Source organism: Paraburkholderia sp. RL17-383-BIF-A (genome assembly GCF_046028015.1).
Classification (GTDB): domain Bacteria; phylum Pseudomonadota; class Gammaproteobacteria; order Burkholderiales; family Burkholderiaceae; genus Paraburkholderia.
This window is the reverse complement of the sequence record NZ_JARESR010000007.1, coordinates 218,080-243,086: the sequence shown is the minus strand read 5'-3', so window position 1 is coordinate 243,086 and position 25,007 is coordinate 218,080. Positions and strand designations below refer to the sequence as shown.

Sequence of the window (25,007 nt, the reverse complement as noted above, 5' to 3'; positions counted from 1 at the left end):
AAGAGACGAGACGCTTTCCGGCGTGCAGGCTTTTGTAGCGGCGGTGCACTTGACACCGAGCCGAAAAAACTTGATCGCCGTTCACTTCACCGCCAGGTAGCTGCACAGACCTGATTCTTTGCAGGTCGAGTGCCGGCGGGTACCTCGTAGCTCAGCCTGCTACACGCAAACGTTTGCCTTTCGTATGGAATGAAAGGCGCAATTCATGTAGCGACGGTCGATCACTACACGGCCTCGCCCGGCTTGGGATTTGCAGAAGCTACCGTTGCAAGATCCTCGCACAGAGAGGGAAAACCCTTTGGTGGACGTTGACATCAGTAAATAGTGCTTGCTAAAGATGAGTGGGGGGCTCATGGAAGCCGTTGATTCTTCATACAAAAAAGAAATCTTTTGTAAAATATACCGAGAGCGAATCCTAACATGAATAGAAAAAATGCCCAACCTAAAATTGCATGAGTAATTAGTACTTTTAACAGGGTCTGACGAGGAAAAAAGCAAGTACTCTTCGGACAAAGTTGGAGCCTAGTACGCCATAAAGCGGGCGAACTGATAATGGTTAGCGTTCCGAAGTAGTGCACATCTTTCCGATGCTGAAACTTCAGTAAACGCTGGGGAAACCTAGGGTTTCTGCTGAGTGGGAAACGTCAGAGAATTGAATTGGCGTTCCGGCCCGCGCACCTGTGACACCTGATGCGCGAGTCGAATGGGGTGATCAACGGGAGGATGCGCGCCTTTTTGGCGCGATCACGGTGAGAAAAAAAAGAAAAATAAATGAAATATAAAACGTTAGATTTCTATTAACGGCATCTGCGCTTGATACAGTGCGGTCACGTCATCGAAAAAGCGATCCTCGCTAAAACGCTTGCGTACCTCATCTTGCGCGCGCTCTGCCATGGCGATCCGAAAATTGTCGTCTTCCATCATCCGTGTCAGCGAGGCCACTGCCTCTTCGGCGCTATTGAAGATCATGCCAGTCCTGGCGTGACTAAGGACGTCGATGTTCCCCGGGCAACTCGAAGCGACGATTGGTGTTCCGAGCGCCATTGCTTCGATGATAGAGATGGGCATCCCTTCCCATGAGGAAGTGGACAGGTAGGCTTCGGCACCTTTAACCTTTTCCATCGCTATCGATCGGCTAAGCCAGCCGGTGACGGTGACGTTCGCATCGGCCAGTACTTTCTTTGCAGCCTCGTCTCCGTCACCGATCCAGACGAATTCGACATCCCGTCGTTTGAATAGGCGCGCTATTTCAGCGAACAACTCGGGGTTCTTCTGTCGTCTGATGCCGCCCACGGTCACAACGCATCTGGACGGACGGGGGCGCTCCTGAGTCGAAGCGGCCAGGTAACTTGTCGTTACGTGTTTGTCGAGCGCGTTTTCGACCAGTACTACTTGCGTGCGCAAGTAGCGTCGAACGATGGCACGTTCACTTTCGGAGCATGCCACATAAGTAGATTTCTTCAGGCAAGCCAACGCTTCGAGTCCAATGAAGCACGTCTTCTTCAGCCTGGAGACATCCGAGCGCATGAAAGAGATGCAATGAGGACTGTAAAAAAACCTAGTCGATCGCAAGGAGGAAATGGTTGACAGTCGTCCCAGAAATCCAGCGAACGACGAGTGCAGATGAACGATGTCAGGGCGCAAGCTATTAAGCTCACGACGCAATCCGAACAGTATGCTGGTAACGGGCCGGCCTTTCATCTGAAAGTGCCGCAGGTGGACCTTCGGATGAAAGAGAGACGGCAAATTGGCGGGCGTTTCGTCGCGCCTGGAAAACACCACGTAAACTTCGTGGCCCTCACTCGCGAGACGGTTCGAGATCATGCATATTACGGAGAGCGTGCCGGTCGCTGTGGACTCGACCACATGAACGATTCTCATCGGCAGTATGCAGGCATCGGATCAACACGGTTCGATTGCATTCTCTCAGTAAGCCCCGCTTCCTTCAAAAACCACCTTGAACGTTCGCAGCAGAATGCTGATATCGAGCAGGGTCGAACGTTCCTTTACATAGGAGACGTCCAGTGCCACTCTCGTTGCATAGTCAACATTGTTTCGTCCGCTCACCTGCCACAATCCTGTCACTCCGGGTCTAACCGACAGGTAATAATGGGCGTCCGCGCCATATCGTTCCAACTCCTTGGTGACAATGGGCCGAGGGCCAACGAGGCTCATGTCGCCGCGAAGAACATTCCAGAGCTGGGGTAGTTCATCAAGGCTCGTCTTGCGCAGAAACCGGCCAACGGCGGTAACGCGAACATCGTTCTTCAGCTTGAAATCGCGATTCCATTCTTCACGGGCGCTGGCGTCCGCAGCCAGGAGTTCAGCGAGAACGACATCGGCCTTCGGTACCATGGAGCGGAACTTCAAACAGCGAAACGATCGGCCACCTCGCCCAACGCGCGGATGACCAAAGAAAGCCGACCCGCCGTCGCTCAGTACGACGCAACCTATTACGAGGAAAATCGGCAACAACGCGATCAGCATGGCCGATGCACCGAAAATGTCGAAAGCGCGTTTCGTGAACTCGCCTTTCCTCGTTGGAATATCGGGGTCGTTCGCGGCCGACAGCGTGCGGCAAGCCACAGGACTTGTCACGGTTTCGGGTGACAGGTCCGAAGAAAGTGATTCCTCACCGCGACTGAATTCCGAGACGTTATCTATGTGCGTAGCCGAAAAACCGCGGCCGCCCAATTCAGAATGGTCGGCATGCGAACGACCTTCGTAGCGGGCATCGAAAGGATTAACTTCCTTTGATACTGATTCCGATACCTTGCCGACTAAAGCCATTGCTGCCCCCCGATCGAAGTTCGTTGACGAGTACATCAGTGTTCGGCATTGCGGGCCACTCCGGTTAATTCCACCGGTGAGGCGGGGTACCAGCCGCACAGACAGAAAGAGGCGGGTTACCAGTCGAGATGTGCTGCGGACTACCCGAGATAGGAAAGCAGAGGGAGTAGCAACGTCGAATTGCTATGAAAATGATATTAATAATTGAGAAGAAAAATATGTAAAAAATACGAATGTTCGCTTCTCCATGTAATGCGGAAATGCACGCCGCAAGACGTCTGGCACCGTATTCCCCACCACCCAGATTATGATTTTTCAATGGAAAGTATAGCTATGCAATTCAGCATCCGTCATTCGATGAGTCGTAAAGCGACGATATCCTGGCCGACTCAGAAAGATGCCTCAGTCAATTTCCGCCATACCTTAGACAGCGATACGTTGGACTAGCGAGCGACTTATTCGCTATCAGCATTACGAAAGTCACGTGTCAATCCGGGCAAGAGAGAAATCGGGGTCCCCTCGCCGCCTGTTGCCGGGTCGATCCCGCAGTCTCAACTAATGCGATGAATGCCCGCTTGCCCTGTCTTTAGTCGAGCATGTGTAGACGTAGAGTATCCGTACGAATACCGCTACTCCGTTCGGTACAGCACATAAAGCGCGGTTAGAACACGCGTCAAAACATGCGTCCATGTGTATGATGAAACGGCTCAGTCGGCAGAAGCAAGTTTGGTTGAGATCACGGTGCAATGCCGTGAATCATGCACTGCATATTCGATTCGAGAAGGCGGCGTGTGTGCGGCAAAGCTTCTACGGATTGAAGGGTGCAATCAAAGGCGGAAATAGGCGTGTTCGATTCCGTACAGAACACGTTACATCGGCTAGCTGGCTTGTTCAGCCGGTCGGCATGCTTGAACACCCCGAGCCTCCCGTCGGGTAATAATTGCGAAAGCACGACGGCAGTCGGTGTGCGCGCCGCGTTCGGCGCCGCCGTTTTCCAGATGGCATCGCATGACATAGGTGCAATCTCCATGAATCCTGTCGACCTACCTGGTGCGTTCCGCGGGTCAAACCGCTTGACGGAGCGCGCGCCCATTCATGTGAGCACGTCCGAGCGAATCGACGCTTCGCAGTTGAGCGCGTTTACCGCTTTCCTGCGCACCCATACCGGTCAGCCGCTTTGTGACTTCGATGCACTGCACGACTTCTCCGTGCGTGAGTTCAGGACCTTCTGGCGATGTTTCGTGCAATGGTCGCCTGGACTGGAGTGGTCGGGCGCCATTGAGCCAGTGTGTGACGGCGATGATTGCGAACACTCGAGCTTCTTCCCGCAAATGCAGTTGAATTACGCGGACAATCTGCTCAGGCTGTCAGCGGCGAACGGCGACGCACCCGCCGTGACCGCCTGCCATGCCGACGGGCGTCGCATCCATCTCACTCGCGCGCAATTGCGCGAGCGCGTGGCGCGCGTCGCGCAGGCACTGTCGGCGCTAGGATTAGGCGAGGGTGACCGCGTGGTGGCGGTCATGCGCAACGACGCCGATGCGATCGTTGCCGCGTTGGCCGTCACCGCCCTTGGCGCGACGTTGTCGACGGCGGCCCCCGAAATGGGCGTCGATGCGATCCTTGATCGCTTCATGCCGCTCGAACCACGAATGCTGCTCGCCCATGCCGCGGCGCGGACCTTCGACACAGGCAGGTCGGTAGCAAGCAAAATTTCCGAGTTGGCGGTCGCGCTGCCATCGCTGCAAGGCGTCGTCTGTCTCGACGAAGGAGTTCTGCCGAGCACGCTGACGCAACCGGTCTATTCGCTCGGCGCACTGCTCAACACCGGCGATGCCGGCCGCTTCGAATGGCGTCGATTCCCCTTCAACCATCCGCTTTTTATCATGTTCTCGTCGGGAACCACCGGCAAGCCCAAATGCATCGTACACGGCGCCGGCGGCACGCTGCTCGAACACCTGAAGGAGCATCAGCTCCACAGCGATCTGCGCCCAGGCGATCGAATGTATTTCCATACGAGTTGCGCGTGGATGATGTGGAACTGGCAACTCTCCGCATTGGCTTCCGGTGTCGAGATCGTGACATACGACGGCCCGATCTCGACGGTCGACACGCTATGGCGTCTCGTAGCGCAAGAGCGCGTCACCGTATTCGGCACGAGTCCCGCTTACCTGAAAATGTGCGAAGAGGCTGGCTTGGAATGCGGCGAACAGTTCGACCTCGGCGCGTTGCGAGCGATGCTGTCCACCGGATCTGTGCTGTTCGACTCGCAATTCGAATGGGTACGCACTCACGTCAAGCCGCTGCAACTGCAATCCATCTCGGGCGGCACGGACATTCTCGGCTGCTTTATGCTGGGCAATCCGAATCTGCCCGTCTACGCTGGCGAGGCGCAATGCAAAAGCCTCGCGCTCGACGTGCAGGCATGGGAGCGGGGAGCGCGCACCGACGCCGTCGGCCAGCTCGTCTGCGTGAACCCGTTTCCGTCGCGTCCTCTTGGGTTTTTCGGTGATGTCGGGGGAGCTGCCTTTCATGCTGCCTATTTCGCCAGCAATCCGGGTGTGTGGACCCATGGCGATCTGATCGCGTTCTCGCCAGACGGTGGCGTGCGCATGCACGGCCGCTCGGACGGCGTGCTGAATGTGCGTGGCATCAATGTGGGCCCGGCTGAGATCTACCGCGTATTGAACGACATTCCCGAAATCCGCGAGGCGTTGGTCGTCGAGCAGCGAATGCACAGCGCGGCCGGTCATCAAGCGATGCCCAACGATTTCGAATCGCGTGTCGTGTTGCTACTGGTGCTAACTGACGGCGCGGTGCTGACCGGTTCGCTCGCCGCCCGTGTGCGCCGTGACCTCGCGCGCCGTGCCTCTCCGGCCCACGCGCCGGACCGGATCCTTGCGGTCGATGCTTTGCCGACAACACACAACGGCAAGCTTTCCGAAGCCGCGGCGCGCAACGCGATCAATGGATTGCCGATCGGCAATACGGCGGCGTTGCGCAATCCCGAGTGTCTCGATGCGATCCGGCGTCACCCGGCGCTGAATCTGGGCACGCGTGAGTTGCCACCTGTGGGTGGGACGCGTGAGCAACTCGAAGCGCATCTGCAGGCGCAATGGGAGAAGCTGTTCGGCGTCGCGCCGATCGGCCGCGACGACAACTTCTTTGATCTCGGCGGCCATTCGCTGCTGGCGACGCGCTTGCTCGCCGACGTCCGTGAGTCGACGGGACGCGCAATTCCGTTCGCCATGCTGATGACTGCGCCGACCATCGCGCGGCTCGCCGCCCTCATTGATGACGACGCGCTGCCGCCGGCGTCGCCGACGCTCGTGCAGGTGCGTGCCGGCACCGGCTCGCCGCTTTTTCTCGTGCACAGCGCGAGTGGTTCGGTGATGGAATGCCTTGCGCTGATCGGCGCGCTGAATAGTCCACGTCCGGTTTATGGACTGCTGGCGCGCGGGCTCGACGGAGAGCAACCCGCGCAGTTGCGCGTCGAAGACATGGCGGCGAGCTACATCGAACAGATGCGTGTCGTGCAACCAGAAGGGCCCTACGCGTTGGCGGGATATTCATTCGGCGGGCTGGTGGCATTTGAGATTGCGCAACAGCTGCAAGGCGCCGGCGAGCGGATCAAGATGCTATTCCTGCTCGACACGTATGTGCATGAACATTGCCTGCCCTGGACGGCGCGGTTGCTGCGGCGTGCCGGTTCTGCGCGCTCACATTGGCGGGCAGTGCGGGCGATGCCGGCGGCGCGGCTGCCCGGCTATCTCACGGACCGCTTCGTGAGCGTGATGGACCAGGTGCGGATGCGCCTCGGCCGCATGCCACAGCGGCCGGAAGGCTACACACCGGCGATGCCTCCGGTGCTCAGGCATATGCGCGAAACGATGCGGGTTGCGATGGCGAGCTATCGGCCCAAGCCCTATGACGCGGGGCTGATTATCTATGTCCGTGCGGCGGTTGCACAGAATGGGCACGGCGATCCGCTGCTGCTTTGGCGGCGTGTCGCCCGTGCCGGGCTGACAGTGACGGAAATCTCCGGCGGCCACGCCGACCTGATCGTCGAACCCAACTTGCAGCTCGTGGCGGCGGAACTCGACCGCGGTCTCGCGAGCTTATGACTTCGATTAACGCGCTACCCACCGGAATCCGCACGAGCCTCAGTGACTCGCGCCCAGATACGCCGCCTTCACCGAAGGATCGTTGCGCAACTCCGCGGCGGGCCCATGCGCTGCGATCCTGCCGTTCTCCAGCACATAGCCATAATCGGCCACATTGAGCGCGGCAGCGGCGAACTGTTCGACCAGCAACATGGTGACGCCCTCGCTTTTCAGATTCCCAATGATCCGGAACACCTCTTCGACCAGAATAGGCGCGAGTCCCATCGACGGTTCGTCGAGCAATACCAGATCCGGGTTCATCATGATCGCGCGCGCCATGGCGAGCATCTGCTGCTCGCCGCCGGAGAGTGTGCCCGCCAGTTGATGCCGCCGTTCCTTGAGCCGCGGAAACATCTCGATTGCACGCTCCAGATCGGCCTTCACGTCACCGCGAGGTCGCGCCGACGTCAGGCGGGGGAACGCGCCCAGCATGAGGTTGTCGGTCACGCTCATGGTCGCGAACACGCGTCGGCCTTCCGGCGAATGCGCGAGTCCCAGCCGCGCAATGCGGTGCGATTCCAGTGCGTCGATACGCTTCGCGTCGGCGCCGACGCCCATCGTGATCTCGCCGGCGCTCGGCCGGATCATGCCGGAGATCGCGCGCATGGTCGTCGTTTTACCCGCGCCGTTCGAGCCGATCAGCGTGACGACCGAAGCCTTCGGCACGTCGATCGAAATGCCGTGCAGCACTTTGACCTTGCCGTAGCCCGCATGCAGATTTCTGATCGATAACATGTCTGTTCCTGTAGTGGCGCCGGGCGGGCTCACGCCGCCTGACCGGCAGGCTGGCCGCCGAGATAGGCTTCGATGACTTTTTCGTTAGACTGAATATCGGCGGGCTTGCCTTCAGCAATCTTCTGCCCGAAGTCCAGCACCGAAACCCGGTCGCATACGCTCATCACCACGTCCATATGATGCTCGATCAGCACGACGGTAATGCCGTGATCGCGCACCTTGCGAATGATCGCGACCAGCTCCTTGATGTCCGGCGCGGTGAGTCCGGCGGCCGGTTCGTCGAGCAGCAGCAATTGCGGATCGAGCGCGAGCGCCCGCGCGATTTCGAGCAAGCGCTGTTTGCCGTACGGCAGGTTGCGCGCTTCTTCGGCCGCGACATTGTCCAGGCCGACAAAGCGCAGCATGCCGAACGCGCGCTCGCGGGCGGCGCGCTCCTCGCGCCGGTAGCGCGATGACATCAGTCCGACGTCCGCGAGATTCGCGTTGAATGTGTGATGCAGGCCGACCAGCACATTCTCGAGCGCGGTCATTTCGCCGAACAGTTGCACATTCTGGAACGTGCGCGCAATACCGGACAGCGCGATCTGCGACGAGGTTTTCCCCGCGAGCGATGCGCCGCGATAAGAGAGCGTGCCCGCGGTCGGCACATAGATGCCGGTCAGCACGTTCATCATCGTGCTCTTGCCCGAGCCGTTCGGTCCGATCAGCCCGTGAATCGTGCCGCGTTGCACGGTCAGATCGACATTGTTGAGCGCCTTCAGTCCGCTGAACTGCATGAGGATGCCGCGCAGTTCCAGAATGTCTTCCGTGCCCCCGGCTTGCACCGCCTGAATCGCATCGCCGCCAATCGTCGCCGGTTTCGTGGTGTCGACGGTGACGGTGCGGACCCGGCCATGCGTCACGATCTTGCGCACGAAGCCGACCACGCCATCCTGCAGGTAATACACGACGAGCAGGATCATCAAGCCGAATATGGTGAGCCGCCAGTCGGCGAGTGTGTCGATCCGGTAGGAAAACGCGGCAAGACCCACCGTGCCCAGAACGGGAATCGCAACTTTGCGCGGCGTGGACACCTTGCGCGCCAGCGCGACGCCCGCGCCGATCACGACGACCGCCGCCAGGACGGAAGCGACAGTGCGGAACATGTCGATGTCGTCGAGCAGTTTCGGCAACAGGACGATGATCGCCGAGCCGAGCAGCGCGCCGGTGCGGGTTTTACGGCCACCCATGATGATGGCGAGCAGGAACAGAATGGTCAGCTCGAAGTTATAGGTGTTCGGCGAGATGTACTGCTCGGAATACGAATAGAGGCAGCCGGCCAGCCCGGCAAACCCCGCGCTGATCACGAATGCATAGACCTTGTAGCGGTACACCGACACGCCCATGCAGTCCGACGCGATCGGACTGTCGCGCAACGCCTCGAACGCGCGGCCCAGATGCGATTTGAGCACGCGATGCACGACGATCAGCGAGGCAACCAGTAGCGCCGCGACGAGCCAGTAATATTCGACCTCGTTCATCGGCCGGCCGCCCAGCGAAGGCTTTGGAATCTTCACGCCCATCGGCCCGTTGGTCAGAAAATCCATCTCGTTGATGAGAATCTGGATGATCGTGCCGAACGCGAGCGTCACCATCGCGAGGTAGGGGCCGGACACGCGCAGCGCCGGCAGCGCGAGAATCGCGCCGAAGCCCGCAGTGACCAGGATCGCCAGCGGCGCAGTAACGAAGAACGGCATGCCGAGTTTGAAGAACAGCACGCCGGCCGTGTACGCACCGACGCCGAACAGACCGGCGTGGCCGAGCGACACCTGCCCTGTATAACCGACCACGATATCGAGACCGAAGAGCAGGATCGCGTAGATCATGATCGTCTCGAGCAGATGGATGTAATACGGATTCCCCGACAGCACGGGAAACACCGCGAGCGCGATCAGCGCCAGTGCGGACGCAATGAGCTTCTTGGGATTCACGGCGGTCCTCACACTTTCTTGATCGAGGTCTTGCCGAACAGGCCGGCAGGTTTCAACGCGAGCACGATCAGCAGCAACACGAGGCCGGGTACGTCCTTGTAGCCGGTGGAGAGGTAGAAGCCGGTCGTCGTCTCCGCAATGCCGAGAATGACGCCGCCTACCACGATACCCAGTCCGCTCGACAGTCCACCGATAATCGCCACCGCGAATGCCTTGAGCCCGAGCACGGCGCCCATCGTCGCGCCGGTCAGCGTGAGCGGCGCGATCAGCACGCCCGCAAAGGCCGCGGTCAGCGAAGACAGCGCATACGAAAACGTGATCACGAGGCCGGTATTGATGCCCATCAACGCCGCGGCGTCGCGGTCGTTCGCGGTAGCGACCACGGCCTTGCCGAAGATCGTCTTGCGGTTGAAGAACTCGACCGCCAGCATCATGACGAGGGCGCCGCCGACCACCAGCAATTCCATTGGCAGCACATTGGCGCCGAATATTTTCAGCGGTGCTTCCGGCAGCGGGGAAGGGAAGCGCAGATCGTCGCGGCCCCAGACGTTCTCGGCGACGTTCTTGAAGATAATGCCGAGTGCGATCGTCGACATGATCCAGCCGAATTCGGATTTGATCTTGATCGCGGGCCGCACCCCGATCCGTTCGACAAACGCGCCTTGCAGCAGACCGAACACGCAAACGAGCGGGATCATCAGCCAATAATTGACGCCGAGTGTGACGAGCGTGAGGCCGACCAGTGCGCCGAGCATCAGCGCGTCGCCCTGGCCGAAGTTCAGCGTGCCGGAGGTGGCGAACGTGAGTTGATAGCCGAATGCGATCACGGCGTAGATCATGCCGAGCGCAATGCCGCTATAGATGAGCTGCAGAAGAATGGCCATCGTCGAGCGCCCTGGAATTCACCGGATATGAAGCAAAGCCGCGCCCGCCTTCAGACGGGTGCGGCTCCGTAGCAAGCTGCTGCGCTTATTTCAAACTCAGTTCGCGGAACTCGCCTGCTTGCTGCGCAACTGCCCGCCGCCTTTGCGGTCGGCATCGTACGCGTAGACCACGCGGCCGCCCTTGACCTCGCCGACCACCGGCACGTTCGGGCTGATCGCCTCGTGGTCGTCGTGCGTGAACGGCTTGTCATAGACCATCACGACGCCTTCCACCTTGGTGTTGAGGCTTTCGAGCGCGGCACGCACCTTCGGGCCGTCGGTCGAGCCGGCCTGGGTGATCGCGGCGGCCAGCAGATAAACCGAGTCGTAGCCTTGCGCGGCGGAAACCGGCGAATCGATGCGGTTGTTCTTCGGCTTGAATTCCTTCAGGTATGCGTCGATGAAGGCTTTACGCTTGGGCGTGTTCGCTTCCTGAATGAACGTTTGCGGCATGCGCGCGCCTTCGCCGTTGGTGCTGGCGTTGTCGATGTAGTTCGCCATCGAAAGCGTCCAGCTGCCGATCAGCGGTACTTTCCAGCCGAGCTTGGCCATGCCGTTGGCGATCTGCGCGAGTTCCGGTCCGATCCCGTATGTCAGCACCGCTTCCGCTCCGGCCTCTTTGGCCTTGAGCAGTTGCGCGGTCATGTCGACGTCCTTGATATTGAATTTCTCGACGGCGACAGGCTTCACGCCTTTGGCGGCGAGCGCCTTTTCCAGGTCTTCGCGGCCGAGCTGACCGTAGTTGGTCGAGTCGGCGAGAATCGCGACCTTCTTGAAACCGCGTTTGGTCACGGCTTCTTCGACGATCATGGGCGCCTGGATGCGGTCCGCGGCGGCATTGCGGAACACGTAGTTATCCGGCTGGTCGGTGAACTGCTTCGTCACGATGCTACCCGTCGCGACGTTGTTGAAGACGGGAATCTTCGCTTCCTGGAAGAAGCGCTGCGAGGCGAGCGCGACGCCGGTGTTGATGTAACCGACCACCGCCACGACTTTTTCCTTGTTGATCAGCTCTTGCGCGATCTGCACGCCGCGTTCGTTTTTCGCCTCGTCGTCGCGTTCCACCAGCACGATCTGGCGGCCGAGCACGCCGCCGGCCTTATTGATTTCGGCGGTGGCAAGGCGCACGCCGTCGCGCATGCTGACGCCCATCGAAGACGAGCCACCGGTGAAAGGTCCATCGACGCCGATCTTGATCGGATCCGCCGCGTAGCTGACATTGGTGAGGGCACAAAGCGCGAGCGCGCCCACTACGCTCTTCAAGCGAATTCCCATGACTGTCTCCGTAGCATGTCTTTTCTTGCACGAAGCCTCGATGCGGGCCCGTGCGCCCCGATTCGAACGTTCTTAGGAAGCCTGACCGTCTGACGGTGAGCCAGTATAGGAAGCTGTAAAGGGTTAGTAATATTCGGAATTACCCGCTTGGTGCAATCCCTCAATCGACGGCGGCGGCGCCCCTGCCTGGCGACGCCTTCGCGCCGCCGTCGACTTTGCTTCGACTCAGGCGAATCCGTGCGGATTCGTGGACTGCCAGCGCCAGTGATCCGCGCACATCCGCTCGATGCCGAACTGCGCGCGCCAGCCGATGATCTTCTCGGCAGCGGCCGGGTCGGCGAAACAGGAGGCGACATCGCCCGGGCGGCGCGCCACGATCTCGTAGGGCACCGGCCGTCCGGCGGCTTTCTCGAACGCCTTGACCACGTCGATCACGCTATAGCCCTGGCCCGTGCCGAGGTTCACGACGAAGCTCGCGTCGCGCGTGACGAGCGCGTCGAGCGCGGCCAGATGCCCGCGCGCCAGATCGACCACGTGGATGTAGTCGCGCACACCGGTGCCGTCGGGCGTGTCGTAATCGCCGCCGAACACGCGCAGCTTCTCGAGCTTGCCGACCGCCACCTGCGCGACATATGGCATGAGGTTATTCGGAATGCCGGCGGGATCTTCGCCGATCAGGCCGCTCTCGTGCGCGCCGACCGGGTTGAAGTAGCGCAGCGTGGCAATGCGCCACGACGGATCGGCCACTTCCAGATCGCGCAACACCTGCTCGGCGATCAGCTTCGACTGGCCATACGGATTGGTGGCCGACAGCGGGAACGACTCGTCGATCGGCGAGCTTTTCGGCACGCCGTACACGGTGGCCGACGAACTGAACACGAACTGCTTGACGTTGCGCTCGCGCATCACGCCGAGCAGGGTCAGCAGGCTGCCGACGTTGTTGCTGTAGTACTCGATCGGCTTGGCCACCGACTCGCCCACCGCCTTCAGCGCGGCAAAGTGAATCGCGCCCGTGATGGGATGGGCGTCGAAAATACGGTTGAGCGCCGCTTGGTCGCGCGCGTCGGCTTCGTAGAAGGTCACCGCCTTGCCGGTAATCTTTTCCACGCGCCGCAGCGATTCGCGGTTGCTGTTCACGAGATTGTCGATTACCACGACGTCGTAACCGCCGTTCAGCAGTTCGACACAGGTGTGCGAGCCGATAAAGCCCGCGCCGCCCGTTACCAGAATCGTGCCCTTCGTGGTCATGCTGTTGCTCCGTTAAAGTAAAACGCCCGTCATTTTTTGCACCAGGTCCTTATACGTTTCGACGACCACGCGCTCGTCGAATTCTTCCGCGACTTTCTTCCGGCCGCGTTCCGCCATGGCCCGGCGCTCGGCGCCGCTCATGTCGAGCATGCGCGCCAGCGTGGCCGCGAGGCTTTCTGCATTGCGCACCTCGCACAGCAATCCGTTGACGCCGTCCGCCACCACCTCGCGGCAGCCCGGCACGTCGGTCGTGACGATGGGGCGGCCCATGGCCGACGCTTCCATCAGCGTGCGCGGCACGCCTTCGCGATACGACGGCAACACGACGCAATCCGCATCGGCGATGAAAGGCCGCACGTCATGTGCTTCGCCAAGATACTCGATGACGCCTTCCTGTTCCCATGCCGCCACTTCTGCGCGCGTAATCGCACTGGGATTGTCGACACCCACCGGGCCGAGCAGTTGGAACCGTGCGTGCGGATAACGTTCACGCAGGCGCCGTGCGGCTTCGACGTATTCGGCCACGCCCTTGTCCCACAACAGCCGCCCGATCAGCACGAAACGGTAATCCACCCGCTCGGGCAACGGCGTGAAGGCGAATTGGTCCAGATCGACGCCTTCGCCATGCAACAGTCTTGCGCGCTCAGGATGCACTAACAAATTCTGTTCGACAAATGCGGCCTGATCGTCGCGATTCAAAAACCATATTTCGCGCGGGAAACGGAACGCGAAACGATACATTCTCTTGGCCACCTGAGCGGCGCGGCTTTGCTGGATGAACACGTAGCCCAATCCGGTTGTGACCGCAACCGATTGCACGCCCGCCAGCTTCGCGGCGATCGAGCCATAAATATTCGGCTTGATCGTGTAGTGGAACACCACGTGCGGGCGGATCGTGCGGTATTGCCGATAGAGCGCGTACAGCGTGTGCAGGTCGTCGCGTGGATTGGTGCCCTTGGAGGCGACCGGCAATTCGATGCAGCGGCAGCCCATGGCGGCGAGCAGTTCGAATGTGCGGTCGCGTGGCGCCAGCACCGTCACGTCGACGCCACGTCCGACCAGCATACGGATCAGCCCTTGCCGGTACGTATAGATTGCCCAGGCGGTGTTACAGACGAGTGTAATGCGCAACGCGGGCGTCGACTTCAAGGCAGGCTTCATGCGGGAACGAACTCGGCGGTCAATTGGGGGAATGATTCAGTGGCTCGCGCGCGGCGTGAGCAGGCTGCGCTTGATCCGTTGCAGCGCGCGGTAAGGCGTCACCAGATGCAGCAGATTTTTGGCGAGGCCCAGCCAGTCGTATGGATTGGCTGCGTTGAAGTAGCGCAGTTGCAGCCGCAGCGTCGAATTCACCTGGCGGCGCCGTTTGGTCGCGCTAATGCCGCCTTCGTTCAGCTCGTAATAGAGCCCGAGCTCCGGCAGGTTCGCGCAGTCGTACTGCTCCATGAGTCGCACGAACAGATCGAGGTCCTCGGCGGAGCGGTACTCGGCGCGGTAGTTGCCGACCGCGCGCACGGCGTCGATGCGCAGCATCATAGAAGGGTGCGCGAGGCATGAGCGGAAAAAGCGCAAGCGGCGGATCGCGTCCGGTTCGGCGGGCGGCGTCAGCATGAAAAGCGGTGTGCCTTCGCGGGTGACGACTTGCGTCCACATGCCGAGGCCGGCCACGCGCGGATGCAATTCCATGAACAGGCGTTGTTTGGCAAGCCGCTGCGGCACGCTGCGGTCGCCCGCGTCGATGCGTGCAGCATAGCGAAAGCCGCGCTGGGCCAATGCGTCGATACCGGTTTGCAACGCGCGTTCAATGCCGCCGTTCTGCGCCATGCGCAGCACTTCGATCTTCATATTGGCGATGGCCGGCGCGACGATCGGCGGCGTGCTGCCGTCGTCGACGATCAGCACATGCACCGGCGCGCTTTCACTGAACGACGCGAGCGTGAGGTCGACGTCGGCCTGGCCGTTGTAGGCGGGAATCAGCACCGCGACGTCGTCGAGGGTCATTTGCGCGGTGGCGGATGCGTTCGTCATGGGCGCAATTTGAAACGAATGTAATAAAGATTAACCGACGCGGCCGCCAGATAGCCGGCCGCCAGACCCACCAGCGCGCCGTAAGCGCCAAGCCGTGGAATCGCCAGCAGATTGACCACGAACGCTACAGCCAGCGCCAGCAGCCACTTCGAGAGCAATACGAACTTGGCCTGATACTTGAGCACGATCAGATTGCCGATCGCTTCGATGCCGGCCGGCACGGATAGCCACACGGCCCAGCGGAAAATCTCGATCGCGCCTTCGAACTGCGGCCCGAACACGCGGCGAATGATGATGCCGGCCAGCAGATCCAGCACGAGCGCGCCGCCCACCATCAGCGCGGCGGTCATGGCGGTGAGCCGCCACATGTTGCGGCGCAACTGGGCTGCGTCCTGCACCCGGTAGACGAAGGCCGGCGCGATGGTCTGCGCGAGCATCAGCGCGAGCGTGATCCAGTTCTCGTTCAACTGCTGGGCGGCGGAATAACGACCGAGGTCGGCAAAGGATATCGCCCGTTCGAGCATGAGCCGGTCCAGTTTCAGGAACAGATACATACAGATCAGGCCGAGCCAGAACACGGTGCCTGCACTTGCGAAGTGCTTGAAGAGCGCACGGTCGACATGCCAGCCGAGCTTGCCGTCATGTCGCCGCATGTAATAGAACACGAGGACGGCGCCGATGGCCGCCGATTCGAGCGCCCACAGCCAGCCGAAGCGCGCGGGCGTGGCCGCGGCGCGCACCAGCAGATACACCAGAGCGGCTTTCAGCACCGCGGTGCTCATACTGGTGAGCAGCTGCGGCTTGCTGTAGGTCATGCTTTGCAGCCACGCGTTGATCACGCCGACGAACGGCTCGCGAAACAGCATGGTCACGGCGAGGCCGGCGAGCATCGCGCCGACCAGCGGCTCGAACACATGCAGGGCAATGCCGAGCCAGGTGAGCAGCAACGCCGCGGCGGAGACCGATATGCGCAGCGCAAACGCACTGCCGAGCACAGTGCCGAGTTGCGCCGGCGGCCGGTTGACGATGGTGGGCACGAGTATCTCCGCGCCGCACACCCAGGTAATCGGCGAGAGCACCAGCAGCAGCGTATTGGCGTATTGCCATTTGCCGAAGACGTCCGGCCCGAAGTAGCGCGCCAGCAAGCCGCTGATCGCGATCGCCACGCCGATCTGCGTGAGCCGTTCCAGTCCGAGCCAGACGATATTCGTGAAGGCGCGCGTGACGTCCGGATTGGCGAAGCGTTTGAGCGTCAGCATCCGTTGGACGCTCGGCGATCCGTTCGCACCGTTCGCGCCGATAGCACGGGTGGCAACGGTGGCACGAATGACCCGAGCGGCGCAGTGCGCGCGTTTGCCCACCCAGCCGACTGTCGCGGCAACTTTACAATTGGAGGGCGTCTAAGCATTAGAATGGTGTTTTAAGGCTGGTCCGAAAAGCGCAATTATAAGTTGGAACCGGATCGCTTCCGGCAAGGGCGCATCGCTGTGTTTTACCGATTTGTTATCGGTGCGCCGGTCAAAATTTTCCATTGCACGCAAGTGAGCCAACATGATCTCCAAATCTATTTTCAAGGCATATGACATTCGCGGTGTAATCGGCAAGACGCTCGACGCCGACGCAGCGCGTTCGATCGGCCGCGCGTTCGGCAGCGAAGTGCGGGCGCAAGGCGGCGACGCCGTGGTGGTCGCGCGCGACGGCCGCCTGTCGGGTCCCGAACTGATCCAGGCCCTGTCGGACGGTCTGCGTGCGGCCGGTGTCGACGTGGTCAACGTGGGCATGGTGCCCACGCCGGTTGGTTATTTCGCGGCCAGCGTGCCTTTGCAGCTCGACGGCGGCGAGCGCCGCGTCGATTCGTGCATCGTCGTGACGGGTAGTCATAATCCGCCGGACTACAACGGCTTCAAGATGGTCCTGCGCGGCGCGGCCATTTACGGCGAGCAGATTCTCGCGCTGCATCAGCGCATCGTCGACGAGAACTTCTCTGAAGGCAGCGGCACGTACACCGAGTACGACATCGCCGACGCCTATCTCGATCGCATCGCGAGCGACATCAAGCTCGCGCGTCCCATCAAGATCGTGGTCGACACGGGCAACGGCGTCGCCGGCGGCCTCGCGCCCAAGCTGTTCAAGAGATCGCGAAGGACGGCTACCTGGTTACCTTCGGCATCACGCCGACGGAGCCGCACACAGGCTACGGCTATATCCGTGCGGGCGCGGCGCTCGTCGACGGCGCATCGACCTACGCCGTCGACTCGTTCGTCGAGAAACCGGATGCCGCGACCGCCTGCCGTTTCGTCGTGGAAGGCGGCTACTACTGGAACAGCGGCATGTTCATGCTGAAGGCCTCCACGTATATGGAGGAACTGCGCCGCTACGAGCCGGAAATCGCGCTGCAGGCGGAGCTTTCGCTGAAGGCCGCGCAGCACGACAACGACTTCGTGCGTTTGGACGCGCAAGCTTTCGCCGCCAGCCCGAACATTTCGGTCGACCATGCCGTCATGGAGAAAACTAAGCGTGCCGCCGTGGTCGCCGTGGCGAATCTCGGTTGGAACGACATTGGTTCGTGGACCGCGCTCGCCGAGATCGCCGAGCGTGACGCGCAAGGCAACGCGCAGATCGGCGACGTGCTCACCGATGCGGTGACCAATTCGTACATTCGCGCCGAGCACCGTCTGGTGGCGGCGATTGGTCTGGACAACGTAGTAATCGTTGAGACCGCCGATGCCGTGCTCGTTGCGCATCGCGACCAGGCGCAGGACGTCAAGAAGATCGTCGCGCAGTTGAATACGCTGGGACGTCACGAGTCGGTCACGCATCGCCGCGTGGTCCGGCCGTGGGGCTCCTATGAAGGCATCGACAGTGGCGACCGCTTTCAGGTCAAACGCATCGTCGTCAGCCCGGGCGCGCAGCTGAGTTTGCAGATGCATCACCATCGCGCTGAACACTGGATCGTCGTGAAGGGCACCGCGCTCGTCACGAACGGCGACAAGGAAATCATCCTGACTGAGAATCAGTCGACGTATATTCCGCTCGGCATTACGCACCGACTGTTGAACCCGGGCAAGATTCCGTTGGAGTTGATCGAAGTGCAGTCGGGCGCGTATCTCGGCGAAGACGATATCGTCCGGTTCGAAGACACCTACGGCCGCGTGCCGAAGGCGTGACGGCGCAAAGACTGAGCTGTCGAGCCGGCGGGCCCGATTTCGGACTCCCGGTCGAAGCGTAGCGCCGCCTGGAAGCACGGCGTTGGCTTGCCCTCATATTGGTGGCGTTCAGAAGGCGTGCCCGATCCCGCTGGACGATGTGGAGTTATGTCTACATCGTGCAAAATCTGGCTAAAGAAGCTTGACGCGGAACGGGTTTGGGCACTGTCAGGGACGACAGCAGTGTGCACGGGCAAAAGCACCCATCGAACAGAAATGTCGGGCCAAATTAAGCCTATGGAAGGCGCAGAGAACACGGATTTCCCTTCGTTCGCGGTGGTAAAGGACTGGCAGATTGACGCCACGAGCCAGCATGTCGCGATGCGCCTGTCGGTGGAGATGGCATCGGAGGTGTCGATTGCCGCAGGCGAACACGGCTTTCGACTGGCACCGGAGCAGGCACGCCAGATCATCCGTGACCTGAGCGCGGCGGTGCTGGCAATGGACGTAAAGATGCTCGCGGGGCGGGACGACGCAAAAGACAGTAATGTCAATCTTCGCGAAGAAGCGGATTCTGACCGCTATGACGAGACCGTGTTCGCGTCATTGCCCCGGCAGCCCACTTGCACGGCTCAGGTTTCACCTATGACGCGCCCGGCTGACACTTACCTGCGCTTCCTGCAACTGACCGGGGCCTTACCTGGTGAGGGACCGTCCCTGCTACCGCTTGACCCGCTCGAGGAGCGCATTCTGACGCTGGTAGCCTGCACCGCACAAGACAACGAGCGGCTATCAGTCCGGGACCTGATGACGCAGAGCGGACTCGGTTCGCCCGCGACGCTTCACGGTCGCCTGAAATCGATGCGGAGAAAAGGCTGGGTCCGGCTCGCGGACACCGATGATTCCAGGCGCAAACAGATCGAGCTTACTGAGGCTGCGTGGCGGTATTTCGACCGGCTGTCGGCGTACGTGCTGAAGGCCCTGGATGGGTGAGGGCCCCGGAAGCAACTGGCGACGACAGTTCGCGCACGCTGGCGACAAGGGCGACAAACCCGTACGCGTACCCTCGATCGGCGCACATGACTTGGGCTTCAGAAGCGCCCGGCCCCCTTCCCTTACACCGCCAATCCGCGCAACGGCCTCCACGCGGATGTGATGTTTCGAACCGGGTTTTAACAGCGCGATTTTGCTAAAGTCCGCGCGCTTTTTGCCGAAAACGTCATCATGAACACACCGAAACCGTCCGAAGCAGCAATCATCGATGCCGCGGTACAGACCCTGAGATTTCTCTGCAGGATTCGAGGGATAGAGCCAGAGGATCTCGACGACAGGGAGGTCGACAAGTTCCTCCAGAGTTCGTTTGAAGAGTATCTCGGCAGCGGCTCGATTATCGCCGATACGGCTTCTGCCAGGCGGCCTTAGCGGATACTTGCCGCCCGCCGGGTCGTTTGGGCAGAGTTCTGCACTTGTGTTTATTCAATCTGTGACCACTACCTCCATGGCCTCCGGCTTGTCCAGCCTGAATTCGCGAATCCGGCCCGCGCGGACATCAAGCAGCAAGCGGTCTAGCATATCCACTTCCTGCATCCTCACATCAGCCTCGCCAACCCGCAGGTCGACAATCCCATCTGGCATCGCGCGCCGCAGCCCAAGCAGATACGCAACGGCGCTCGCTCGCGTCATGAAAAAATGTTGCATGCTGCCAGACCCTTACCTCTGTATCAAACACTCAGTGTTGACTGGCGAATGCCCTGATGCGCGCCGCGCTGTAAAAAGTATATGAGGCTATCAGCGTGTGACGGATTCCTGACCCAGTGCGGCGAGGATTGCATTTGTGAGTTCAAGCAGTGCCGAGTGATATTCGGCGGGCAACGCGACATCGTCCATACACGACAAGGCATCTTCAATGCCTTGTCGAAATGAACTGGTGACTTCGGCGCGCTGTAACGTCGTGAGGTGCGGCAGGGCTGCATCAAGAAACTTGCCCAGAACCATAGCCCGCGCGCCAAGCGCGCTCACGGTCTTCGTGTTGGCGGTTACCAGTTGCGCCAGCTTGCCCAGCATATCGCCTGTATCGTCCAATTTTCCAATCCTCTCAGAATGCATGCCAGTCCGCAGCCTCGCCGTTATCCGTTACGACCACGGTCTTCCTGCCGGTGATCACGACTGGCATCGTCAACGCTGCACGGGATGACGTGGGAACCGCCAGTACCGACCGCCGCGGCTCGGTTTTCGGATCGGTCACTCGTGACGCAGATGCCCCATCTGCGTCGATCCTGAAGACGGCCACGGCGTCACGCAATGCCTTCGCCTGCTGAACCATCGAATGTGCCGCAGCTGAAGCCTCTTCGACCAGAGCGGCGTTCTGCTGCGTCACCTGGTCCATCTGGACGACCGCCGTATTGACCTGTTCAATACCGGTGCTCTGCTCCTCCGATGCCGCCGAGATTTCGCTCATGATGTCGGTCACGCGTTTCACCGCCTGGACGACTTCACCGATTGTGCTACCGGCTTCATTGACGAGCTTCGACCCGGCATCGACGCGAGTCACCGACTCACTGATCAGATCCTTGATTTCCTTGGCCGCAGTCGCACTGCGCTGGGCGAGCGTGCGAACCTCGCCGGCCACAACGGCAAACCCGCGCCCCTGTTCGCCGGCGCGGGCCGCCTCGACCGCCGCATTGAGCGCGAGGATATTGGTCTGAAACGCGATGCCTTCGATCACGCTGATAATCTCTGCGACCTTGGTTGAACTGCCGGAAATGCCTTGCATGGTCTCAACGACGCGACCGACCACCTCGCCCCCTCGCTGCGCGATTCCCGATGCCGTGTTGGCCAATGCAGTTGCCTGCTTCGCATTGTCGGCATTCTGGCGGACCGTGCCGGTCAGTTCTTCCATGCTCGACGCCGTTTCCTCAAGCGACGCCGCCTGCTCTTCCGTGCGTTGTGACAGATCGGTATTTCCCTGCGCTATCTGCGCGCTCGCCGTGGTCACGGCTTCAGCGTTCTGGCGCACGCCGGAGACGACCTTGGCCAGACTGGCCTGCATATCCTTTAGCGCGCGCAACAGTTGAGCGGTCTCATTCTTGCCGACGGCGTCGACCTTTACGCTCAGGTCGCCGTCCGCTACGGCTCGCGAAATTTTCACGGCCTGACTGATCGGGCGCGTAATGGCACGGATGGTCCAGATGCCCATCAGTATGGCGATCATCAGGGCGACGCCGCCGCACGCCAGGATGACAGCTTTCATGCTAGCAATCTCGGCAAAGGCCTGGCTTGTGGATTCGTCCATCGCTTCTTTCTGGTACGCGATCAGGTCGTCCACTGCCGCAAAATACGCCAGTTGTGTCGGCCGCAATTCGCCCAGCAGCAAGCTCCTGGCTTCATCGGTCTTTCCGGCTGCAACCAGACCGGTGAATTTGACCTGCAGCTCCGCGTACTTACTGCGCGCATCCGTTGCCCTATCCACCAATGCTTTGCCCTTTTCAGAGCGGATTTGAGTCTGAAGCGTTCCCCACTGATCGACGATGATCTTACGGGTAGACTCCACCACCCCGAGTTCTTTCCTCACGTCGGCCGGATCACTCATGATGACCGCATTGCGCAGCGAGCGTGCGATCTGGTTTAAGCCGCCCTTGATGTTGTTAAGCGCAGCAATTTTTGCATAGCGTTGATTGACCACCGTGTCGAAAGCGTCGCCCACAGCACTGCTCCTGATTATCGAGATGCCCCCCATGAGGGCAATCAACAACGTCAGGATGCCGAACCCGAGCGCGAGCCGGGTGGAAATTCTCATGTCGTTCAGATTCATGTGAGGCTTCACGTTGGGATGGATCAACACCGGATCTACCGGACTCATCGCGCGCACGACGTAAGTCTTTCGATATTCGTGAGGAACAGGAGCTGGCCATCGACCGTGTTGATGACCAGCCTGCAGCGCTTCCAGATAGCGGAATTGATTCCGGGGGACGTAGAAATAGCCTCGAAAGGATGCGGGTTCCTCCTGTTTGCTAACGGCACAAGCGCGATTTTCTTAAGGGTTTGTTTAATTGATATTGGATCTGGCTAAAACACGACCCAGTTACGGTAAGCGATCATTTCCAGGGTGCAACGGCACGCGACCGGCACGCGACCGGCACGCGACCGGCACGGTACAGTGTCGCGCGCTCGCACAGGCCGTCAATCTTGGAGCAGCATTTCCTGCGCAAGCTCCACGGCTGCTCGGGTTGTCGTGTCCGATGTAGTCGAGTATGTCAAACAGGACGTTTTCTGCCAGGACCTTCCATTCAAGTCCTCGCACGCTTGCTTTATGCATCGCATAGACGCGCGCATCAGCCTTTTTCATCACCGGGTCCTCGATGGACGGACGTGGATCGTCGATCGCCTTCTGTATCTGCTGACGGACCCATTCCTCATAGGCTGCGGCGCTCGCATGCGCGGCCGCCATCGCCTCGTCGCGATCCGGGCGATTGGGGCGCTCGAACGCCACTTCATCTGGTCGCCACGCCTCGAGCGAAAACCGGCCCGTCTGCAAACCGAGTTCCCGAATGATCTCGAGCGCCTTGACCGGGCTGCGGAAAGCGCGCGGGCGTGATTGTTCGACGTGGTCAGCACGGCGGCGCCGGCCGGGCGAGGTCGAGTTCGACGTAGAAAGCGCCACCCTCGGCCTCCGGGATGGTCGCCAGGACGCCGCCCGCGTGGGCAGCGGCGGTGGCCTGGGAGAGACGTCCGGCCTTTTTTATGACATGACCTATAAATGATACTGCCACGGTTAATAACATACCGTGGGAGTATCATCTGTCGAGGCTGGAGGCTGGTTGACATAAGCTCTCCTCAGCAATTGCAAATGCCTCTTTTGATGTACGGCAGGTTTCGAGGCAGGCTGTTGTGCGGAAACGTCAAGAGAATTTCAATGCACGCGGTTCCGACCTCGCGTCGCGCGTTTGGCGGTTTGCAGTTCATTCGGCGATGACAAACTGTTGGGGGCTCTAGCGCCATTTGCTTGGTGATTTTGAGCGTGTTTTGGCGACCCTCAAACAGTTAATGCCGGACAAGCCGCTGTTCTATACGCAGAAGCGCGCCGGGTTCACGGCGAACACGTTGTGTCAGTACTTGCACTGACTGTACAAGCAGGTCGGCATAGACGGGGCGAGCAGTCATTCAGGTCGGCGCACGTTCATCACGAATCTGGCAAACAAGGGCATAGGCGTTCGCGTGCTCATGCCGCTCGCCGGACACCGCAACATTTCGACCACGCAGGTTTATATCGACGTCAATGACGAGGTGCAACCGGTGGCGGTTGACCTTGTGTAACCGGTAGTTGGAGTCGCGCATACGAAGACACGTCGATTTAGTCGACATGTTGCGACGCCAGCGTCGGACTGCAAGCGTTTTTTCGACGCATGATTGCGTGCTTCTGCGAGCTAAAGCGATCACCGCGACACGGATGAATCCGTCCTGTTGCTTCTCGATGGGCTGCTTCGGTTATTATCTCGCGCGCCGCGTCGCCTGTTCCGGACGCTGCACAGTAGTCGCAGCATCGGCCTGCGGCTTGACCAGAAATCGCGGGGATAGCACTTGAGAAACACGCGGATTGCCGCTGTGGTGGGCGGCATTGCGTCGGCATTGGCTTGTCTGCACGCATCGGCCCAGAGCTCGGTCACACTTTATGGCATGACTGAAATCACGCTGCGCTACTTGACCAACGATAACGCTCAAAACGACGGTCGTCTATTCATGACGAACGGAGCGATCATCAACAGTCATGTCGGGTTGCGTGGCGAGGAGAATCTAGGCCGAGGCCTGAAGACTGTGTTCCAGATCGAGAGCAATTTCGATCCGCAGGATGGCGCGCTTAGCGACGGTGGCCGTTTTTTCGGAAGCACGGCTAATGTTGGCCTATCGGGTGGATTCGGAACAGTGACGCTAGGCCGCCAGGACACGCCGCTGTTCGACAAACTGGTCACGACATACGACCCGCTGACCTATGCGAACTACCCGGAAAATTCGTGGTTGCCGTGGGCGCTCGAAGCTGGTCTTGCTGCCGACAATTCGATCAGATACCTGGGCCAGTTCGGCAGCCTGTATGTCGGTGCGATGTATTCCTTCGGAAGTAACTACGAGTTAGACGGTGCGGACGGATTCTCGGGCCAGGTCCCCGGCCACTTCGCGGCAGGGAGTCTTGCGAACCTGCTGGTGTCGTATTCAGATGGGCCGCTCAATGTCGCGGCAGGCGTTCAGCGGGTGCGCGACAACTCGGATAACCGGCAAACGGTCTTCAACGTCGATTTAATGTACGAACTGCGCCGGGTAAAGTTCTATGCCGGCTGGCTGCATTCACAAGACAACACGGGCCTTGTTGATACCTTGCTTGCCGAACAGCCGATCCCAGATATCAGTCAGTTGAAAAACACGAACCGGATCGATGACGGGCCATTTGCCGGGTTTGCGTGGCGGATCGCTGCTCCGTTGCTCCTGTCCACCGCGTTCTACTACGATCACATGCGAAACGCTGCGACGGGCAGTGGGACGTTGGGCAGCGGAAGCCGATATACCGCGGTTGAACTGGCTGAGTATGAGCTGTCGAAGCGCACCGAGTTTTATGGCACGGTGGATTTCAACAAGGTAACAGGCGCCGCAGGCGTGGAATTGCAGGGGCGGAGTAATCAGACCGGGGTTGCGCTGGGGATGCGGAGTTTTTTCTGACCTGATAGTGTCGGTCAAACCGAC

Annotated in this window: 19 protein-coding genes and 3 pseudogenes; 7 read left to right on the top strand and 15 right to left on the bottom strand. The window is 60.3% G+C overall.

Annotated elements, in window-relative coordinates; genetic code table 11:
* Window positions 1-786 precede the first annotated feature (786 nt).
* From P0D71_RS11445 to P0D71_RS11435, 3 genes are all read right to left on the bottom strand, one after another.
* Window positions 787-1,881: a glycosyltransferase gene (locus P0D71_RS11445; RefSeq protein ID WP_408480031.1), complete on the bottom strand. Its 1,095-nt coding sequence runs from the start codon at window positions 1,879-1,881 to the stop codon at window positions 787-789.
* Between the two features lie 45 nt (window positions 1,882-1,926).
* The gene (locus P0D71_RS11440; RefSeq protein ID WP_408186495.1) at window positions 1,927-2,790 is read right to left on the bottom strand and encodes a sugar transferase; all 864 of its coding nucleotides are present in this window, start codon (window positions 2,788-2,790) and stop codon (window positions 1,927-1,929) included.
* 736 nt (window positions 2,791-3,526) lie between these two features.
* Window positions 3,527-3,805, bottom strand: a complete 279-nt coding sequence (locus P0D71_RS11435) for a hypothetical protein (RefSeq protein WP_408186474.1) — start codon at window positions 3,803-3,805, stop codon at window positions 3,527-3,529.
* Between the two features lie 13 nt (window positions 3,806-3,818).
* Here P0D71_RS11435 and P0D71_RS11430 point away from each other — a divergent pair, with 13 nt between their 5' ends.
* Window positions 3,819-6,914: an acetoacetate--CoA ligase gene (locus P0D71_RS11430; RefSeq protein WP_408480030.1), complete on the top strand. Its 3,096-nt coding sequence runs from the start codon at window positions 3,819-3,821 to the stop codon at window positions 6,912-6,914.
* A 39-nt stretch (window positions 6,915-6,953) separates the two neighbouring features.
* On the opposite strand, the gene P0D71_RS11425 is transcribed toward P0D71_RS11430, so the two are convergent.
* The 8 genes from P0D71_RS11425 to P0D71_RS11390 all read right to left on the bottom strand — a co-directional run bounded on the left by P0D71_RS11425 (window position 6,954) and on the right by P0D71_RS11390 (window position 16,391).
* Window positions 6,954-7,688: an ABC transporter ATP-binding protein gene (locus tag P0D71_RS11425; RefSeq protein ID WP_091796500.1), complete on the bottom strand. Its 735-nt coding sequence runs from the start codon at window positions 7,686-7,688 to the stop codon at window positions 6,954-6,956.
* Between the two features lie 29 nt (window positions 7,689-7,717).
* Window positions 7,718-9,658, bottom strand: coding sequence for a branched-chain amino acid ABC transporter ATP-binding protein/permease (locus P0D71_RS11420; protein ID WP_408299041.1), 1,941 nt, complete (start codon window positions 9,656-9,658; stop codon window positions 7,718-7,720).
* An 8-nt stretch (window positions 9,659-9,666) separates the two neighbouring features.
* Entirely contained in the window at window positions 9,667-10,542 is an 876-nt protein-coding gene (locus tag P0D71_RS11415) for a branched-chain amino acid ABC transporter permease (protein ID WP_091796499.1), read from the bottom strand.
* 96 nt (window positions 10,543-10,638) lie between these two features.
* Entirely contained in the window at window positions 10,639-11,856 is a 1,218-nt protein-coding gene (locus P0D71_RS11410) for an ABC transporter substrate-binding protein (RefSeq protein WP_408186477.1), read from the bottom strand.
* Between the two features lie 225 nt (window positions 11,857-12,081).
* Window positions 12,082-13,104, bottom strand: a complete 1,023-nt coding sequence (gene galE / locus P0D71_RS11405; RefSeq protein WP_408480029.1) for a UDP-glucose 4-epimerase GalE — start codon at window positions 13,102-13,104, stop codon at window positions 12,082-12,084.
* A 12-nt stretch (window positions 13,105-13,116) separates the two neighbouring features.
* Window positions 13,117-14,265, bottom strand: a complete 1,149-nt coding sequence (locus P0D71_RS11400; RefSeq protein WP_408480028.1) for a glycosyltransferase family 4 protein — start codon at window positions 14,263-14,265, stop codon at window positions 13,117-13,119.
* A gap of 36 nt (window positions 14,266-14,301) precedes the next feature.
* Entirely contained in the window at window positions 14,302-15,132 is an 831-nt protein-coding gene (locus tag P0D71_RS11395) for a glycosyltransferase (RefSeq protein WP_408480027.1), read from the bottom strand.
* A complete protein-coding gene (locus P0D71_RS11390) occupies window positions 15,129-16,391 on the bottom strand; it encodes an oligosaccharide flippase family protein (protein ID WP_408480026.1) in 1,263 nt (420 codons plus the stop codon). Before P0D71_RS11390 ends, P0D71_RS11395 begins: the two co-directional genes overlap by 4 nt.
* Before the next feature lie 292 nt (window positions 16,392-16,683).
* Between P0D71_RS11390 and P0D71_RS11385 the strand changes: the two are divergent.
* The 4 genes and pseudogenes from P0D71_RS11385 to P0D71_RS11370 all read left to right on the top strand — a co-directional run.
* Window positions 16,684-17,265: pseudogene (locus tag P0D71_RS11385) on the top strand (phosphohexomutase domain-containing protein); the annotation flags it as partial.
* A 2-nt stretch (window positions 17,266-17,267) separates the two neighbouring features.
* Window positions 17,268-18,299, top strand: a pseudogene (locus P0D71_RS11380) (mannose-1-phosphate guanylyltransferase/mannose-6-phosphate isomerase); the annotation flags it as partial.
* A gap of 624 nt (window positions 18,300-18,923) precedes the next feature.
* On the top strand, window positions 18,924-19,271 hold the full coding sequence (locus P0D71_RS11375) for a LexA family protein (RefSeq protein WP_408299352.1): 348 nt from the start codon (window positions 18,924-18,926) through the stop codon (window positions 19,269-19,271).
* Between the two features lie 231 nt (window positions 19,272-19,502).
* A complete protein-coding gene (locus P0D71_RS11370) occupies window positions 19,503-19,700 on the top strand; it encodes a hypothetical protein (protein WP_408299091.1) in 198 nt (65 codons plus the stop codon).
* 54 nt (window positions 19,701-19,754) lie between these two features.
* Here the strand turns inward: P0D71_RS11370 and P0D71_RS11365 are convergent, their stop codons facing one another.
* From P0D71_RS11365 to P0D71_RS36150, 4 genes are all read right to left on the bottom strand, one after another.
* Entirely contained in the window at window positions 19,755-19,976 is a 222-nt protein-coding gene (locus tag P0D71_RS11365) for a hypothetical protein (RefSeq protein ID WP_408299093.1), read from the bottom strand.
* A 90-nt stretch (window positions 19,977-20,066) separates the two neighbouring features.
* Window positions 20,067-20,360, bottom strand: coding sequence for a hypothetical protein (locus P0D71_RS11360; RefSeq protein ID WP_408299095.1), 294 nt, complete (start codon window positions 20,358-20,360; stop codon window positions 20,067-20,069).
* 13 nt (window positions 20,361-20,373) lie between these two features.
* On the bottom strand, window positions 20,374-22,089 hold the full coding sequence (locus P0D71_RS11355) for a methyl-accepting chemotaxis protein (RefSeq protein WP_408480024.1): 1,716 nt from the start codon (window positions 22,087-22,089) through the stop codon (window positions 20,374-20,376).
* Window positions 22,090-22,359: 270 nt separating this feature from the next.
* Window positions 22,360-22,938 carry a hypothetical protein gene (locus P0D71_RS36150; RefSeq protein ID WP_459252300.1) on the bottom strand — a complete coding sequence of 193 codons (579 nt, stop codon included), beginning with the start codon at window positions 22,936-22,938 and terminating at the stop codon, window positions 22,360-22,362.
* A gap of 362 nt (window positions 22,939-23,300) precedes the next feature.
* On the opposite strand from P0D71_RS36150, the pseudogene P0D71_RS11345 reads away from it, so the two are divergent.
* Window positions 23,301-23,591, top strand: a pseudogene (locus P0D71_RS11345) (tyrosine-type recombinase/integrase); the annotation flags it as partial.
* 264 nt (window positions 23,592-23,855) lie between these two features.
* A complete protein-coding gene (locus tag P0D71_RS11340; RefSeq protein WP_408480023.1) occupies window positions 23,856-24,983 on the top strand; it encodes a porin in 1,128 nt (375 codons plus the stop codon).
* The last annotated feature ends 24 nt before the right edge of the window (window positions 24,984-25,007 follow it).